Below are 15,630 nucleotides of genomic sequence, written 5' to 3' on the forward strand. Positions count from 1 at the left end.
CGTCTTGCGTAGTGATGCTCAAGAGGCACTACAAGAGAAGACGACTGAAATGCCGCGCTGCTCGAGGCAGCGTCGCCAGAGGTGACGTCCGGATCCATGCAGGAACGTACGGCGACATGACTCGACAGCTGGGCTGACCTTTCGCCTTCGCGACCGGCATCCGGGTGGCAACCGCCATCCCGCTGCCGGACGTTGGGAAAAGACTGGTACCCAAGCCAACCTCATCGAGAAGGATCGACTCATGTCCGCTTACGAGAACGACGTTCAGGCCATCGCCGCCCTCAAGAACAGCACCGGCAATCACTGGAGCGCCATCAATCCGGAATACGCCGCGAGGATGCGCCTGCAGAATCGCTTCAAGACCGGTCTCGACATCGCCCGCTACTGCGCGGCCATCATGCGCCGGGACATGGCCGCCTACGACGCCGACAGCAGCGCCTACACCCAGTCGCTGGGCTGCTGGCACGGTTTCATCGGGCAGCAGAAGCTGGTCGCCATCAAGAAGCACCTGGGCAGCACGAAAGGCCGCTACCTCTACCTGTCGGGCTGGATGATCGCCGCGCTGCGTTCGGAATTCGGCCCGCTGCCCGATCAGTCCATGCACGAGAAGACCAGCGTGCCGGCGCTGATCGAAGAGCTCTACACCTTCCTGCGCCAGGCCGACGCCCGCGAGCTGGCCATGCTGTTCCGCGACCTGGACGCCGCCCGCGCCGCCGACGAGAACGCCAAGGCCGCCGCCATCCAGGCGAAGATCGATAACTACGAGACCCACGTGGTGCCGATCATCGCCGACATCGACGCCGGTTTCGGCAACGCCGAGGCCACCTACCTGCTGGCCAAGAAGATGATCGAGGCCGGAGCCTGCTGCATCCAGCTGGAAAACCAGGTCTCCGACGAGAAGCAGTGCGGCCACCAGGACGGCAAGGTCACGGTGCCCCACGAGGACTTCCTGGCCAAGATCAACGCCGTGCGCTACGCCTTCCTCGAACTGGGCGTGGACGAGGGCGTCATCGTCGCCCGCACCGATTCCCTGGGCGCCGGCCTGACCAAGCAGATCGCCGTGAGCAAGCAGCCGGGCGACCTGGGCGACCAGTACAACGGCTTCCTCGACTGCGACGAGGTGGACGCCAGCCAGCTGGGCAACGGCGATGTCCTGATCAGCCGCGGCGGCAAGCTGCTCCGGCCCAAGCGCCTGGCCAGCGGCCTGTTCCAGTTCCGTGCCGGCAGCGGTGTGGACCGGGTGGTGCTGGATTGCATCACCTCGCTGCAGAACGGCGCCGACCTGCTGTGGATCGAGACCGAGAAGCCCCACGTCGGCCAGATCAAGGCCATGGTCGACCGCATCCGCGAAGTCGTGCCCAACGCCAAGCTGGTCTACAACAACAGCCCCTCCTTCAACTGGACCCTGAGTTTCCGCCAGCAGGTGTTCGACGCCCTGCAGGCCGAGGGCAAGGACGTGTCCGCCTACGACCGCGCCAGGCTGATGAGCGTGGACTACGACGACACCGAGCTGGGCCGCCTGGCCGATGCGCGGATCCAGAGCTTCCAGCGCGATGCGGCACGGGAAGCGGGCATCTTCCACCACCTGATCACCCTGCCCACCTACCACACCGCGGCGCTGTCCACCGACAACCTGGCCAAGGGCTACTTCGCCGAGGAAGGCATGCTGGCCTACGTCAAGGGCGTGCAGCGCCAGGAGATCCGCCAGGGCATCGCCTGCGTCAAGCACCAGAACATGGCCGGCTCGGACATGGGCGACGACCACAAGGAATACTTTGCCGGCGAGGCCGCCCTCAAGGCGGCGGGCAAGGACAACACCATGAACCAGTTCCATTGATCACGGCCACTGCGGAGGACACGCTCATGAACCTGAACGACAACCCCAGCCTGGACGATCTCAAGCGCCTGTTCGGCCGGCTCAAGGACAAGAACCACACCCACATCCTCTGGGTCTGCGAGAGCGGCGCGGTGCACGTCGACCGCCTGCCCGGCGGCGAAACGCCCGAGCAGTTCGAAGAGCGCCATCCCAGCCTGCGCATCCGCTTCAAGACCTACAACAAGGGCGGCGGCTATGTCGGCAAGTCGGCCGCGGCGGACGACCACTTCATCAGAAGCGTCCACGCCGCCCTGCAGGAGCACTGGCGCCTGGCCGGTCGGCAGCAGCAGCCGGCCTATGTGGATCGCTACTGCTAGCCATGAAAAAGGGCGCGACGGGTGGTTGATCACCCGCCACGCCCTGCCCCAACCTCCGAGGCGACTCGTCCGCTCCTGCATGGCCCTGCAGGCTCGGTCGAGTCGCCTCCTTTATTTGGTTAGGCTTGTTTGAGCAGTCGCCGAGCGAAGGTCAGGCAAGGCAAGAATCAGCGAGGAAGCGGACCGGGCTCGCGAACGAGTTTACGAGCGGTAAATGAGCATTCCGACTGGGCTGGCATTCCAGCTGATTTTCAACGCAGCATGATCGAGCGCAGGCACTTTTCAGACAATGCCTAGAGGACGAACAGATCCACGAAGCGATGCACCGGAGTGGCCTCCAGTCCCGCCTGGTCCTTGCACAGCTCGAAGATCTGGGCGCAGCGACCGGCCGGGAAGCGCGTCGCCAGGTTGCTCTGGAATTTGCGCTCCAGCAGCGGAATGCCCTCCTCGCGGCGACGGCGATGACCAATGGGATATTCCACGGCGATCTTCTCGGTGCTGCTGCCGTCGGTGAAGAACACCTGCAGGGCGTTGGCGATGGAACGCTTGTCGGCTTCCAGGTATTCGCGGCTGTAGCGTTCGTCCTCGACGATCTCCATCTTCTCGCGCAGCTGGTCGATGCGCGGATGGGCCTGGTGGAAGGCGTCCTCATAGTGCTCGGCGACCAGGTCGCCGAACAGCAGCGGTACGGCGATCATGTACTGCAGGCAGTGGTCGCGGTCGGCGGCGTTGGCCATGGGGCCCTGCTTGGAGATGATGCGGATGGCCGATTCGTGGGTGGTCACCACGATCTTCTCGATCTGATCGACGCGATCGCGCACCTGGGGATGCAGGATCACCGCGGCCTCGGCGGCGGTCTGGGCATGGAATTCCGCCGGGAAGCTGATCTTGAACAGCACGTGTTCCATCACGTAGCTGCCGAAGGCCTGGGGAAAGCTGAATTGGCGCTGATCGGCCGGCTTGGTGGCCAGGTCCTTGTTGGTGTGGCTGAACAGCACGTCGTAGAAGCCCCACTGGGGTGCACTGAGCACGCCGGGAATGCCCATCTCGCCGCGCAGGGCGATATCGGCCAGGCGCACGCCGCGACTGGAGGCGTCGCCGGCGGCCCAGGACTTGCGGCTGCCGGCATTGGGCGCATGGCGATAGGTGCGCAGCGCCTGGCCATCGACGAAGGCGTGGGAAAGCGCCGCCAGCAGTTGCTCGCGGTTGGCGCCCATCAGCTTGGCGCTGACCGCGGTGGAAGCCAGCTTGACCAGGAAGACGTGGTCCAGGCCAACGCGGTTGAAGGAGTTCTCCAGGGCGAAGATGCCCTGGATCTCGTGGGCCATGACCATGGCTTCCAGCACCTGGCGCATGGTCAGGGGCGCTTCGCCCTGGGCCACGCGGCGCTGGGAGAGGTGGTCGGCCACCGCCAGGATGGCACCGAGGTTGTCGGAGGGATGGCCCCACTCGGCGGCCAGCCAGGTGTCGTTGTAGTCCAGCCAGCGAATGATGCAGCCGATGTCCCAGGCCGCCTTGACCGGATCCAGGCGATAGCTGGTGCCCGGCACCCGCGCACCCTGGGGCACCACGGTGCCCTCCACCTGGGGGCCGAGCAGCTTGGTGCACTCGGGGAAGCGCAGGGACAGCAGGCCGCAGCCGAGGGTGTCCATCAGGCAGTTGCGGGCGGTGTCCAGGGCCTCGCGGGAGGTGACCTGGTAGGTCAGCACGTAGTCGGCCAGGTCCTGGATGACCTGGTCGTAGTCGGGCCGGTTGTTGAGATCGACGTTGGCACTCATGGGGTTTTGATTCCTTATCGCGGTCATGGCGGTCCGCCGATACGGCCGCTGCTACGGGGCTAGGTTCATCGCGGCCATGGGCCGCTCCTACAGGACCCTCTCGCCCTTGTAGGAGCGGCCCATGGCCGCGATCAGGTTTGTTCAGCGGTTGGCGATGGGCGTGAAGGCACGTTGCTCCACACCGATGTAATCCGCGCTGGGGCGGATGATGCGGTTGTCGGCGCGCTGCTCGAAGACGTGGGCGCACCAGCCGGCCGTGCGCGAGCAGACGAAGATCGGGGTGAACAGCGGCGTCGGGATGCCGAGGAAGTGGTAGGCCGAGGCATGGTAGAAGTCGGCGTTGGGGAACAGCCCCTTCTCTTCCTTCATGGTGCGGTCGATGGCTTCCGAGACCGGGAACAGCACCCGGTCGCCCACCTCCGCCGCCAGTTGCCGGGCGTAGTCCTTGATCACCTCGTTGCGCGGATCGCTGTCGCGGTAGATGGCGTGGCCGAAGCCCATCACCTTCTCCTTGCGTTCGAGCATCTGCTTGAGGCCGGTGACCGCCGCCTCGGGCGAAGCGAAGCGCTCGATCAGCGCCATGGCCGCCTCGTTGGCCCCACCGTGCAGCGGCCCGCGCAGGGAGCCGATGGCGCCGGTGACGCAGGAATAGAGGTCGGACAGCGTCGAGGCGCAGACCCGGGCGGTAAAGGTGGAGGCGTTGAATTCGTGCTCGGCATAGAGGATCAGCGAGACGTTCATCACCCGGGCATGCAACTCGCTGGGCGCCTTGCCGTGCAGCAGGGTGAGGAAGTGGCTGGCGATGTCCGGGGCGTCGCTGCTGCAGTCGATGCGGGTGCCGCGCTGGCTGAAGTGGTGCCAGTAGAGCAGGATCGCCGGAAAGGCGCCGAGCAGGCGATCGGCCACCTGCTGCTGGTCGGCGAAGCTGTGCTCCGGCTCCAGGGTGCCCAGCAAGGAGGCGCCGGTACGCATCACGTCCATGGGGTGGGCGCTGGCGGGGATGCGCTCCAGGCCTTCCTTGAGCGGCTGCGGCAGGTCACGCAGGGCCGCCAGGCGCTGGCGATAGGCGTCCAGTTGCGCTTGCGTGGGCAGCTCGCCATAGAGCAACAGGTGGGCGACTTCCTCGAAGTCGGCCTGAGCGGCCAGTTCACGAATGTCATAGCCCCGGTAGGTGAGGCCGGCGCCGGTCTTGCCGACGGTGCAAAGCGCGGTGCGGCCGGCGACCTGGCCACGCAGGCCGGCGCCGCCGAGGGTTTTGCTGTCTGCCATCGTCTCGCTCCTCTTGGAGTTGTTGTGCGAAAAAGCGGGCGTTCAGGGTGGAGCGTCAGTTCTTCTGCTGCTGGAACAGGCGATCCAGCTGATCCTCGTAGCGGTGATAGTCGATGCGGTCATAGAGCTCGGCGCGGGTCTGCATGGTGTCGACCACCGCCTGCTGGCTGCCGTCGCGGCGAATGGCCGTGTAGACGTTTTCGGCGGCGCGATTGGCCGCACGGAAGGCCGACAGCGGATAGAGCACCAGGCCGACATCGGCCCCGGCCAGCTCCTCGGTGGTGAACAGCGGCGTGGCGCCGAATTCGGTGATGTTGGCCAGGATCGGCACCCCTACCGCCTGGGCGAACTGGCGGTACATGGGCAGCTCGGTCATGGCCTCGGGAAAGATCATGTCGGTGCCGGCCTCGACGCAGGCGCAGGCGCGGTCGATGGCGGCCTGCAGGCCCTCCACCGCCAGGGCATCGGTGCGCGCCATGATGACGAAGTCGGGATCGGTACGGGCATCCACCGCGGCCTTGATACGATCCACCATCTCCTGCTGGCTGACGATCTCCTTGCCCGGCCGATGGCCGCAGCGCTTGGCGCCCACCTGGTCCTCGATGTGCATGGCCGCCGCGCCGGCCTTGATCAGCGACCGGACGGTGCGCGCCACGTTGAAGGCCGAGGCGCCGAAGCCGGTGTCGACATCCACCAGCAGTGGCAGGTCGCAGACATCGGTGATGCGGCGGACGTCGATGAGCACGTCTTCCAGGCCGCTGATGCCCAGGTCCGGCAGGCCCAGGGAGCCGGCCGCGACGCCGCCGCCGGACAGGTAGATGGCCTGGAAACCGGCGCGCCTGGCCAGCAGCGCATGGTTGGCGTTGAGGGCGCCGACCACCTGCAGCGGGCGTTCGGCGGCGACGGCGGCGCGGAATTTCTGGCCGGGACTGACGGCAGGCATGGCGTTACCTCGACTGATCTTGGACTAGGGGATGGTGCTGCAGATTGCGCTTGGAGGCGGCGATGTGGCGGCGCATCAGCAGCTCGGCCAGTTCGCCATCACCCTCGGCCAGGGCATCGAGGATGCGATGGTGCTCGGCGAAAGCCTGGCGCGGCCGATTGGGGGTGGCGGAGACCTTGAGCCGGTACATGCGCACCAGGTGATAGAGCTCGCCGCAGAGCAGCCGCACCAGCATGCCGTTGCCGCTGGCCTGGATGATGCGGTAGTGGAAGTCGTGGTCGCCTTCCTGCAGGTAGTAGCCGGTGCCGGCCTGGAACGCCGGATCGCGCTCGTGGGTATCCAGCAGCCGGCGCAGTTCGTCGATGCCCTGGGACGTGAGGCGTTCGGCTGCCAGGCGGCAGGCCATGCCCTCGAGGGATTCGCGGATTTCGTAGAGTTCGACCAGCTCGGCCAGGCTCAGGGCGGCGACCCGGGCGCCGGCATGGGGCACCCGCACCACCAGGCGCTGGCCTTCCAGCCGGTGGATGGCTTCACGCAGCGGCCCGCGGCTGATGCCATAGGTGCGGGCCAGCTCCGGCTCGGAAATCTTGCTGCCCGGCGCCACATCGCCACGGACGATGGCCTCGCGGATCCGGCGGAACACCTGCTCGGAAAGGGTCCCGCTGTCGGTCTCGGGCGCTTCGGCCTGGAGGGGGCTATCGATCATTGTCGACACCTTTTGTGTTTATGGGCTGAATAACTACGCCTCAACGCCTTTCCCGTCAACATCTGTCGACAATCCAGCTGTGACAGCCTGTATCTCGCTCCGCTAGAGGCGGTTCGCTACACTAGCGCGCCGTCCCTCCCAGCCGACCTCGCCATGCCCCTCTGCCACCTGCATCCCCTGCCCTACCACGCCGATCCCACCGTGCGTTTCGCCTTGCTGCAGGGCGAACCCGGCGCGGTGCTGTTGGACTCCGGGCGGCCAGTGGCCGAGCGGGGGCGCTACGACCTCATGGCAGCCTGGCCGCTGCAGGTGCTGCAGCCCGCTGCCGGTGAAACGGGCCACGCCTTCTTCACGCGGACGCGCGCGGCCCTCGCCAGCCTGGGTCGCGCCGACCTGCCGGAGGGTGCGGACCTGCCCTTCGCCGGTGGCCTGCTGGGCTATCTTGGCTACGACTTCGGCCGGCGCCTGGAGCGCCTACCCGCGGGCGCCCGCGCCGACCTGGCACTACCCGATGCGCGGCTGGGCCTCCATGCCTGGGCGCTGGTCAGCGATCACCAGGCGCGGACCAGCCAACTGGTCTGCCATCCGGCGCTGGACGCCGGGGAACGCCAGCGACTGATCGCCCTGTTCGACGCCGGGGAGGCGCCCAGGGCCGAGGGCTTCCGGCTGACCGCCCCCTTCGCCGCCGACATCGACGAGCCCACCTATCGCCAGCGCATCGAGGCCATCCAGGCCTATATCGCCGCCGGCGACTGCTATCAGGTCAACTTTGCCCAGCGCTTTCGCGCGCCTTTCCAGGGTTCGCCCTGGACCGCCTACCAGGCCCTGCGCGCGGCCTGCCCGACGCCCTTCTCCGGCTATCTGGCGCTGGAGCGCGGCGCCTTGCTCAGCCATTCGCCGGAGCGCTTTCTGCGGGTGAGCCGTGGTCAGGTGGAAACCCGTCCGATCAAGGGCACCCGGCCGCGCCGCGCCGCGCCTGGCGCCGATGCCGCCGAAGCCAAGGCCCTGCTGGCCAGCCCCAAGGATCGCGCCGAGAACCTGATGATCGTCGACCTGCTGCGCAACGACCTGGGGCGCAGCTGCCGGATCGGCTCGGTACGGGTGCCCGAGCTGTTCGTCCTGGAGAGCTATCCCAACGTCCATCACCTGGTCAGCGCCGTCACCGGTGAACTGGCCGCCGGGCTGGACGCCCTGGACCTGCTGGCCGGCAGTTTCCCTGGTGGCTCCATCACCGGCGCACCGAAGATCCGTGCCATGCAGATCATCGACGAGCTGGAAGAAACCCGGCGCGGTCCCTATTGCGGCTCGCTGCTCTATCTGGACGTGCGCGGCGAGAGCGACAGCTCCATCCTGATCCGCAGCCTGCTGGCGGAAGACGGCGTGCTCAGTTGCTGGGGCGGCGGCGGCATCGTCATGGATTCGCACTGGGCCGACGAATACGCCGAGTCCCTGGCCAAGGTGCGGGTGCTGCTGGAGACGCTGGCAGCCCACAGCTGATCCGGCTTTGCTACCATGGCCTCATCCCTTCCCCGGCTGGAGCCCGCCATGTCCCTCGATCTCGCCCGCATCAACGCCGACCTCGGCCGCGATCCCGAAAAGCTCGTCGCCTGGGCCCTGGGCCTGGGCAAGAGCGCCATCGTCACCACCAACTTCCGCCCCTTCGAGGCGGTGATCCTGCACCTGGTCAGCCAGGTCAAGCCGGACATCCCGGTGGTCTGGATGGACAGTGGCTACAACACCCCCGCCACCTACCGTTGCGCCGACGAGATCGTGCGCAAGCTCGATCTCAACCTGGTGACCTACCTGCCCAGGCGCTCGCGCGCTCATCGTGAGGCCATCGACGGCCCGGTCCCGGGGCTGGACGATCCGCGCCACGCCGCCTTCACCGAAGAGGTCAAGCTGGAGCCCTTCGCCCGCGCCCTGCGCGAGACGGCGCCCGAGGTCTGGTTCACCGCCCTGCGCGCCACCGATACCGCGGTGCGCGCCCAGATGGATCCGGTCAGCGTCAATCCGGACGGTCTGATCAAGGTCGCGCCGCTGCTGCACTGGACCTCCAAGGACCTCTACCAGTACCTCACCGCCCACGACCTGCCCAACGAATTCGACTACTTCGATCCCACCAAGGGTGACGAAAACCGCGAGTGCGGTCTGCACCTCGCCCACTGAGTCGATACCTCCCGCGCGCTCGGTTCCGGGCGCGCCCTGCTTCCGCTGAAACATCGCCCATGACCACTTCCCGCCCTATCCACTCCCGCAAGGGCGTCTTTGCCGTGGTGCTCGGCAACGCCGTGGAGTTCTTCGACTTCGGCGTCTACGCCACCTTCGCCGTGCTGATCGGCCAGGTGTTCTTTCCTTCGCAGAATGCCTTCGCCAGCCTGATGGCCAGCGTCATCACCTTTGGCGTCGGCTTCGTCGTCCGCCCGCTGGGCGCCATTCTCATCGGCGCCTGGGCCGACCGCGTCGGGCGCAAGCCGGCGATGCTGCTGACCATGGTGCTGATGGCCCTGGGCACCGGTGGCATCGCCGTGCTGCCAGGCTACGAGCAGATCGGCATCGCCGCGCCCATCCTGCTGGTGCTGACGCGCCTGCTGCAGGGCCTGGCCTGGGGTGGCGAAGCCGGTCCGGCCACCACCTACATCCTGGAAGCGGCGCCGCTGCACAAGAGGGGCACCTACGCCTGCTGGCAGGTGGTGGCCCAGGGGCTGGCCGCGGTGGCGGCCGGTCTGATCGGCTACGGCCTGACCCTCTGGCTGACGCCGGAGCAGCTGCTCGCCTGGGGCTGGCGCCTGCCCTTCCTGCTGGGCCTGGCGATCCTGCCCATCGGCCTCTATATCCGTCGCGGCCTGGTGGATACCCACGTCGGCGAAACCCGGGGCACCAGCGCGGTGCTGGGCGAGGTGCTGGCCACCCAGCGGCGGCCACTGGTGCTGGGGCTGCTGATCCTCTCCGGCAGCACCATCACCCAGTATTTCCTCAACTACATGACCACCTTCGCCCTGGTGGAGCTCAAGCTGCCAGCCGGGATCGCCATGCTCGCCACCCTGGTGATGGGCGCGGCCATGGCGGTCTGCTCGATCCTGGGCGGCGTGCTCAGCGATCGCTATGGCCGGCGCATCGTGCTGATCCTGCCGCGACTGCTGTTGCTGGTGCTGCTCTATCCGGCGCTGCAGCTCATCACCCAGGCACCCGGGCCGGGCACCTTCCTGCTGACCCTGGCGGTGCTCTCCGGCTTGCACGGCATGAGTGGCGCGGCCCTGATCGTGCTGCTAGTGGAAAGCTTTCCGCAGCGGGTGCGGGCGACCGGCTTCTCGCTGGTCTATGCGCTAGGGGTGGCGGCCTTCGGCGGCACCGCCCAGATCGTGGTGACCTGGCTGATCGGCGCCACCGGCGACCGTATGGCGCCGGCCGCCTACCTGCTGGTGGCCAACCTGGTGTGTCTCGGCGCCGCCTGGTTCGCCGCCGAGACCTGTCCGGGGCGTCAGCTGGCGGAACGCTCCGCGGCATAACCTTCTTCCCGCCGATTCTTGCGCTCCAGGCGGCTGTAGACGATACCGGTGAGCAAAAGGCCGAACAGCAGCACCGCGGCCAGCAGATAGAGCCCCGAGGAGAGGGTACCCGTGGCCGCCTTGAGCGCACCGATGCCATAGGGGCCAAGATAACCGCCTAGGTTGCCCACCGAGTTGATCAGGGCGATACCGGCGGCGGCACTGGCCCCGGCGAAGAAGCGCCCCGGCAGGGTCCAGAACAGCGCGGTGAGGGAAAACAGACAGAAGGCCACCACCGACAGCGCCGCCAGTTGCAGCACGGCAGTGCCGAACCAGGCGCTGCCGGCCATGGCCAGGGCGCCCACCCCATAGAGCACGGCCAGATGCCCATAGCGATCGCCCAGGCGATCGGAACTGCGCGGCACGATGAGCAGGCCGAGAATGCCGAAGGCGTAGGGAATGGCGGAAATGAAGCCCGTGGTGAGATCGCTGCCGCCGAACTGGTGGATCAGCGTCGGCAGCCACAGCCCCAGGCCATAGATGCTCAGGGTCACCGGCAGATAGTAGAGCGCCAAGAGCAGCACCCGGCGATCCTTGAGCGCATACAGGGGATTGCCATGGCGGGTCTGGTCGAAGAGGTGCAGGTCCTTTTCCAGCTCCGTTGCCAGCCAGCGCTTTTCATCGGCGTCCAGCCAGGCGACCTGTTGCGGACCATCCGGCAAGCGGGTCAGGGTCGGCCAGGCCAGCAGCACCGCCGGCGCTCCGATGCAGAGGAACAGCCACTGCCAGCCGTGCAGACCGAGTGCGCCATCCAGTTGCAGGAGCATGCCCGACAGCGGTCCCGTCACCAGCATGGCGATCGGCTGGGAGAGGATGAACAGCCCCATGATCTTGCCGCGATGGCGTACCGGGAACCACTGGGTGAGGTAGTAGAGCACGCCGGGAAAGAAGCCGGCCTCGGCCGCACCCAGCAGGAAGCGCATGACATAGAAGCTGTTCGGTCCCTGGACGAAGGCCATGCCCATGGTGATGGCACCCCAGGTCACCAGGATGCGGGCGAACCAGCGGCGCGCACCGAAGCGTTCCAGCAGCAGGTTGCTGGGTACCTCGCAGAGGAAATAGCCGATGAAGAACAGCCCGGCACCAAGGCCGTAGGCGGCATCGCCGATGCCGATGTCGGCGCCCATGTGCAGCTTGGCGAAGCCCACGGCAGAGCGGTCGATGTAGGCGACCAGATAGAGCAATACGAGAAAGGGGACCAGCTTGAGCGTGATCCGACGGATGAGGGCGGATTCAGGGTGCATGGCGTTCTCCGACTTGTTGTTGTTGTGCGGTTGAAGCGCAGATCGCTCGAAATTCTAACGTACTATCATTGAGTCGTTAAATACCAAAATCAGGCCATTAATCGGCTCTTAAGCTAATTTTGATAATACTAAAATATTGTTACGAAGTAGGAAATCTTATCTCTTGATTTCCGCTGATCCCCGTTACAGAGCCGCTTGGCCCGCCATAACATCGGTTATCGCGCTGATGGTGTTATAGTGATGGCACGACGACTTCGGATGCCTTTCGATGAATTACAAGACACCGCTGCCGCGCAAAAGCAGACACGCTCGCATCGTTCATGAGCTCGGCACCCAGATCGTGTCTGGGCACTTCCTGCCAGAACAGCGCCTGCCCCCCGAGGCGCAGCTGTGCGAAGAGTACGAAGTGAGCCGCCCCGTCCTGCGTGAGGCCACCCGGGTGCTCGTGGCCAAGGGCCTGGTCAGGTCCAAGCCCAAGGTCGGTACCGTGGTCAAGCCACGCAACGAGTGGCATCTGCTCGATCCGGACGTGCTCCATTGGCTGCTGCAGAGCGATTCGCGACACAGCTTCTACGAGACCCTGGTCAAGGTGCGCAACATCATCGAGCCGGAGGTCGCCGCCATGGCGGCTGCCAACGCCCAGCCCGAAGACGTCAAGGCCATCGAGGACGCCTACGAGCGGATGGAGCAGGCGGCCGACATCGCCAACATGGCCGAGCCGGACATGGCCTTCCACCTGTCCATCGCCACGGCCACCCACAACGAATTGCTGACGCACCTCTACAGCATCATGCTGCTGCCGGTGCGGGACTATCTGGAACGCTCCTCGGCGCTGTTCGCCGCCGGAGACAGCCTCAACCTGCTGGTCTCCCGGCACAAGGCGATCCTTACCGCGATCCAGCACCGCGACCCGCTGACCGCTCGCCACGCCGCCATCGCCCAGTTGGCCGGTGTCGATGACATGGTCGCCGAAGCCTTCCGGCCGCAGCCCTTGTCTGAAGGTGAAATTTCGTATGATCATTGAGGGCAAGAACCCACTCGCGGTATGCCCTCATGTCCAGCAGCTACCATGCCTCTACCGTAGAACAACTCGGCCAGCGACTCGCGGCCGGGCAATTTCCACCCGGTAGCGCCCTCAAGGTAGAGGCGGACCTCTGCCAGGAACTGGGCGTCAGCCGCACCATCCTGCGCGAGGCGATCAAGACGCTGGCGGCCAAGGGCATGCTGGAAGTCGGCCCCAAGGTCGGTACCCGGGTCCTGCCGCTCAGTCGCTGGAATCTTTTCGATACCCAGGTGGTGGGCTGGCTGGCCACGGGCGGTCTGCCCGCTCATTTCGTCAAGGACCTGCTGGACCTGCGCCACGCCATCGAGCCGGCGGCGGTACGCTGGGCCTGCGAAAGGGCCACCCCCGAGCAGGTCCAGGCGATCCAGGTCGCCTATCAGCACCTGGAAGCGTCCCTCAATGGCGGCGACTACAACACCGCCGACCAGCGCTTCCACGAATGCGTCCTGGCGGCCAGCCACAATCAGTTCATCGAGCAGATGGTGCCTGCCCTGGGCGCACTGCTGGCAGCCTCCTTCACGCTGTCGTCGGCCGATCCCGACGAATTGCGGCGCACCCTCCCCCTGCACAAGACCCTGGCCGACGGTATCGCCTCGCGCGATGCCGCGCGCGCCGTCTGGGCGTGCATGATGCTGATCGACAGCGCGGCGGTGACCCTGGCGCGCTATACCGACTGACGTCGCGCCCGGCGCAACCTGCGCTGCGTTTCAGGTTCCCATGCCTGAACTTTTCGTCCTGCCACAACAAGAGAGGTAAACGATGGACTGGCAGCCGCTGCTTCCCCAGCGCTTCAAACTGGCCGAGGGCCCCTTCTGGGACCAGGAGACCCAGGCGCTCTACTGGGTAGACATCGCCGGCTTCAAGGCCTGCCGCCTGCGCGGCGAGCATTATCAGGAATGGCAGCTGGATCGCCCCTGCTCCGCCTTCGTGCCCACGGTCCGCGGCGATGCCCTGGTGACCCTGCCGAACGGCGTCTTCCGCCTGGATCTCGATTCCCCGCCCGAGCGTCCCGCCCTGGAACTCTTCTGCGTCGCCGATCCCGATCCGGGCAATCGCGGCAACGAGGCGCGTTGTGACGCCCAGGGGCGTCTGTGGCTGGGCACCATGCAGAACAACCTCGATGCCCAGGGCGGCGACGTGGCCATCGACCGGCACTCGGGCGGTCTGTTCCGCATCGATCCCGACGGCAGCGTCAGCCGTCACGCCAGCGACCTCGGCATCGCCAACACCCTGGTGTGGAGCGCCGCCGACAACCACGTCATCAGCGCCGACACCCTCAAGGACACCCTCTATCGCTACCCGCTGGATGCCAGTGGCAACCTGGGGACCCCCACCGTCTGGGCCGGTCCCCACGAGCGCGGCTCGCCGGACGGCTCGGCCATCGACAGCGAAGGCTGCGTATGGAACGCGCGCTGGGATGGCAACTGCCTGCTGCGCTTCTCGCCGGAGGGCGAGCTGCTGGAGATCGTCGAGCTGCCCGTGCAGCGGCCCACCAGCTGCGTCTTCGGCGGAGCGGATCTGCGCACCCTCTACGTCACCAGTGCCGCCGCCGACGGTACCCTCGACGGCGCCCTGCTCAAGGCGACCGCGCCGGTAGCCGGCATGCCCTGCCACAGGTTCGCCGGCTGATTCATCCTACCGACCCAGGCGTCCTTTCGCAGCGCCTTTCCGCTTCCGGCCCTATGTAACAGGTCGGTGACAGAGGTGACGAAAAATCTCGTCACCTTTTTCTTGCGCCCGCATCCATCCAATCATAATATCAATACAGAGCGGCGTCGTCTGACCTCCACGACGGCAGCCCGCCGCCTTGCATTGCCTGGCCACACCAATAAAAACAAGGAGTTCCAGCTATGTTCCGTGTTCCGGGAGTTCGTTCTCTGCTGCGTGCCGCCCTCGCTGCCGGCGCTGTCAGCCTGTCCCTTTCTGCTTTCGCTGCCGATCCGGTCAAGATCGGTTTCCTGGTCAAGCAACCCGAGGAACCCTGGTTCCAGACCGAGTGGGCCTTCGCCGAGAAAGCTGCCAAGGACAAGGGCTTCACCCTGCTCAAGATCGCCGTGCCGGATGGCGAGAAGACCCTCGCCGCCATCGACAGCCTGGCTGCCAACGGCGCCAAGGGCTTCGTGATCTGCCCGCCCGACGTCGCCCTCGGCCCGGCCATCGTGGCCAAGGCCAAGCTCAACGACCTCAAGGTCATGGCCGTGGACGACCGCTTCGTCGACGCCAAGGGCAAATTCATGGAAGACGTGCCCTACCTGGGCATGGCCGCCTTCGAGGTCGGTCAGCAGCAGGGCGCCGCCATGGCCGCCGAAGCCGAGAAGCGTGGCTGGAAGTGGGATGACACCTATGCGGTGATCAACACCTACAACGAGCTGGATACCGGCAAGAAGCGCACCGACGGTTCGGTGGAAGCCCTGAAGAAGGCCGGCCTGCCCGCCGACCACATCATCTTCGCGCCGCAGAAGACCCTGGACGTGCCCGGCAGCATGGACTCCACCACCTCCGCGCTGGTCAAGCTGCCTTCGGGCGCCAAGCACCTGATCATCGGCGGCATGAACGACAACACCGTGCTGGGCGGCGTCCGCGCCACCGAAAGCGCCGGCTTCAAGGCCGAACAGGTGATCGGCATCGGCATCAACGGCACCGATGCCATCGGCGAACTGAAGAAAGCCAACAGCGGCTTCTTCGGCTCCATGCTGCCCAGCCCCCACGAAGAGGGCTACCAGACCGCCAGCATGATGTACGAGTGGGTGACTACCGGTAAGGAACCGCCCAAGTACACCGCGATGGACAAGGTCACCCTCATCACCCGCGCCAATTTCCAGCAAGAGCTGGAAAAGATCGGCCTCTGGAAGTGATGACCCCGGCGGCGCCCGTGCTGGCGCCGCCCTC

At 66.3% G+C, this 15,630-nt stretch carries 14 protein-coding genes; 9 read left to right on the plus strand and 5 right to left on the minus strand.

Annotation, left to right across the window (positions count from 1 at the left end):
* The first annotated feature begins 241 nt into the window (after nt 1-241).
* Together QE393_RS12915 and QE393_RS12920 are read left to right on the plus strand one after the other, a co-directional pair.
* Entirely contained in the window at nt 242-1,837 is a 1,596-nt protein-coding gene (locus QE393_RS12915) for an isocitrate lyase (protein WP_310043884.1), read from the plus strand.
* 26 nt (nt 1,838-1,863) lie between these two features.
* The gene (locus QE393_RS12920; RefSeq protein WP_310043886.1) at nt 1,864-2,193 is read left to right on the plus strand and encodes a hypothetical protein; all 330 of its coding nucleotides are present in this window, start codon (nt 1,864-1,866) and stop codon (nt 2,191-2,193) included.
* Between the two features lie 293 nt (nt 2,194-2,486).
* Here the strand turns inward: QE393_RS12920 and prpD are convergent, their stop codons facing one another.
* The 4 genes from prpD to QE393_RS12940 all read right to left on the minus strand — a co-directional run bounded on the left by prpD (nt 2,487) and on the right by QE393_RS12940 (nt 6,889).
* Nucleotides 2,487-3,971, minus strand: a complete 1,485-nt coding sequence (prpD, locus tag QE393_RS12925; protein ID WP_310043888.1) for a 2-methylcitrate dehydratase — start codon at nt 3,969-3,971, stop codon at nt 2,487-2,489.
* 141 nt (nt 3,972-4,112) lie between these two features.
* Nucleotides 4,113-5,240, minus strand: coding sequence for a 2-methylcitrate synthase (gene prpC / locus QE393_RS12930; protein ID WP_310043891.1), 1,128 nt, complete (start codon nt 5,238-5,240; stop codon nt 4,113-4,115).
* 55 nt (nt 5,241-5,295) lie between these two features.
* Nucleotides 5,296-6,183, minus strand: a complete 888-nt coding sequence (gene prpB, locus QE393_RS12935; protein WP_310043894.1) for a methylisocitrate lyase — start codon at nt 6,181-6,183, stop codon at nt 5,296-5,298.
* Between the two features lie 4 nt (nt 6,184-6,187).
* Nucleotides 6,188-6,889, minus strand: a complete 702-nt coding sequence (locus QE393_RS12940) for a GntR family transcriptional regulator (RefSeq protein ID WP_273807770.1) — start codon at nt 6,887-6,889, stop codon at nt 6,188-6,190.
* A 153-nt stretch (nt 6,890-7,042) separates the two neighbouring features.
* Here QE393_RS12940 and pabB point away from each other — a divergent pair, with 153 nt between their 5' ends.
* The 3 genes from pabB to QE393_RS12955 are packed head-to-tail and all read left to right on the plus strand — an operon-like array spanning nt 7,043 to nt 10,395.
* Nucleotides 7,043-8,386, plus strand: a complete 1,344-nt coding sequence (gene pabB / locus QE393_RS12945) for an aminodeoxychorismate synthase component I (protein ID WP_310043897.1) — start codon at nt 7,043-7,045, stop codon at nt 8,384-8,386.
* 48 nt (nt 8,387-8,434) lie between these two features.
* Complete coding sequence (locus QE393_RS12950) at nt 8,435-9,055, plus strand: phosphoadenosine phosphosulfate reductase family protein (RefSeq protein WP_273807772.1); 621 nt, start codon at nt 8,435-8,437, stop codon at nt 9,053-9,055.
* 59 nt (nt 9,056-9,114) lie between these two features.
* Nucleotides 9,115-10,395, plus strand: a complete 1,281-nt coding sequence (locus tag QE393_RS12955; RefSeq protein WP_310043900.1) for an MFS transporter — start codon at nt 9,115-9,117, stop codon at nt 10,393-10,395.
* Here QE393_RS12955 and QE393_RS12960 read toward each other — a convergent pair.
* Nucleotides 10,368-11,678 (minus strand): MFS transporter, encoded by a 1,311-nt coding sequence (locus QE393_RS12960; protein WP_310043902.1) that lies wholly within the window; start codon nt 11,676-11,678, stop codon nt 10,368-10,370. The two genes, QE393_RS12955 and QE393_RS12960, sit on opposite strands and share 28 nt — an antisense overlap.
* A gap of 268 nt (nt 11,679-11,946) precedes the next feature.
* Here QE393_RS12960 and QE393_RS12965 point away from each other — a divergent pair, with 268 nt between their 5' ends.
* The 4 genes from QE393_RS12965 to QE393_RS12980 all read left to right on the plus strand — a co-directional run bounded on the left by QE393_RS12965 (nt 11,947) and on the right by QE393_RS12980 (nt 15,596).
* Nucleotides 11,947-12,702: a FadR/GntR family transcriptional regulator gene (locus QE393_RS12965; RefSeq protein ID WP_273807775.1), complete on the plus strand. Its 756-nt coding sequence runs from the start codon at nt 11,947-11,949 to the stop codon at nt 12,700-12,702.
* Nucleotides 12,703-12,731: 29 nt separating this feature from the next.
* Nucleotides 12,732-13,418 (plus strand): FadR/GntR family transcriptional regulator, encoded by a 687-nt coding sequence (locus tag QE393_RS12970; RefSeq protein WP_132831943.1) that lies wholly within the window; start codon nt 12,732-12,734, stop codon nt 13,416-13,418.
* Nucleotides 13,419-13,500: 82 nt separating this feature from the next.
* Nucleotides 13,501-14,370 carry an SMP-30/gluconolactonase/LRE family protein gene (locus tag QE393_RS12975; RefSeq protein ID WP_273807776.1) on the plus strand — a complete coding sequence of 290 codons (870 nt, stop codon included), beginning with the start codon at nt 13,501-13,503 and terminating at the stop codon, nt 14,368-14,370.
* Between the two features lie 221 nt (nt 14,371-14,591).
* On the plus strand, nt 14,592-15,596 hold the full coding sequence (locus QE393_RS12980) for a substrate-binding domain-containing protein (RefSeq protein ID WP_208692148.1): 1,005 nt from the start codon (nt 14,592-14,594) through the stop codon (nt 15,594-15,596).
* Nucleotides 15,597-15,630 lie beyond the last annotated feature (34 nt).

Source organism: Pseudomonas sp. SORGH_AS_0211 (assembly GCF_031453455.1).
Taxonomy (GTDB): domain Bacteria; phylum Pseudomonadota; class Gammaproteobacteria; order Pseudomonadales; family Pseudomonadaceae; genus Chryseomonas; species Chryseomonas aestiva.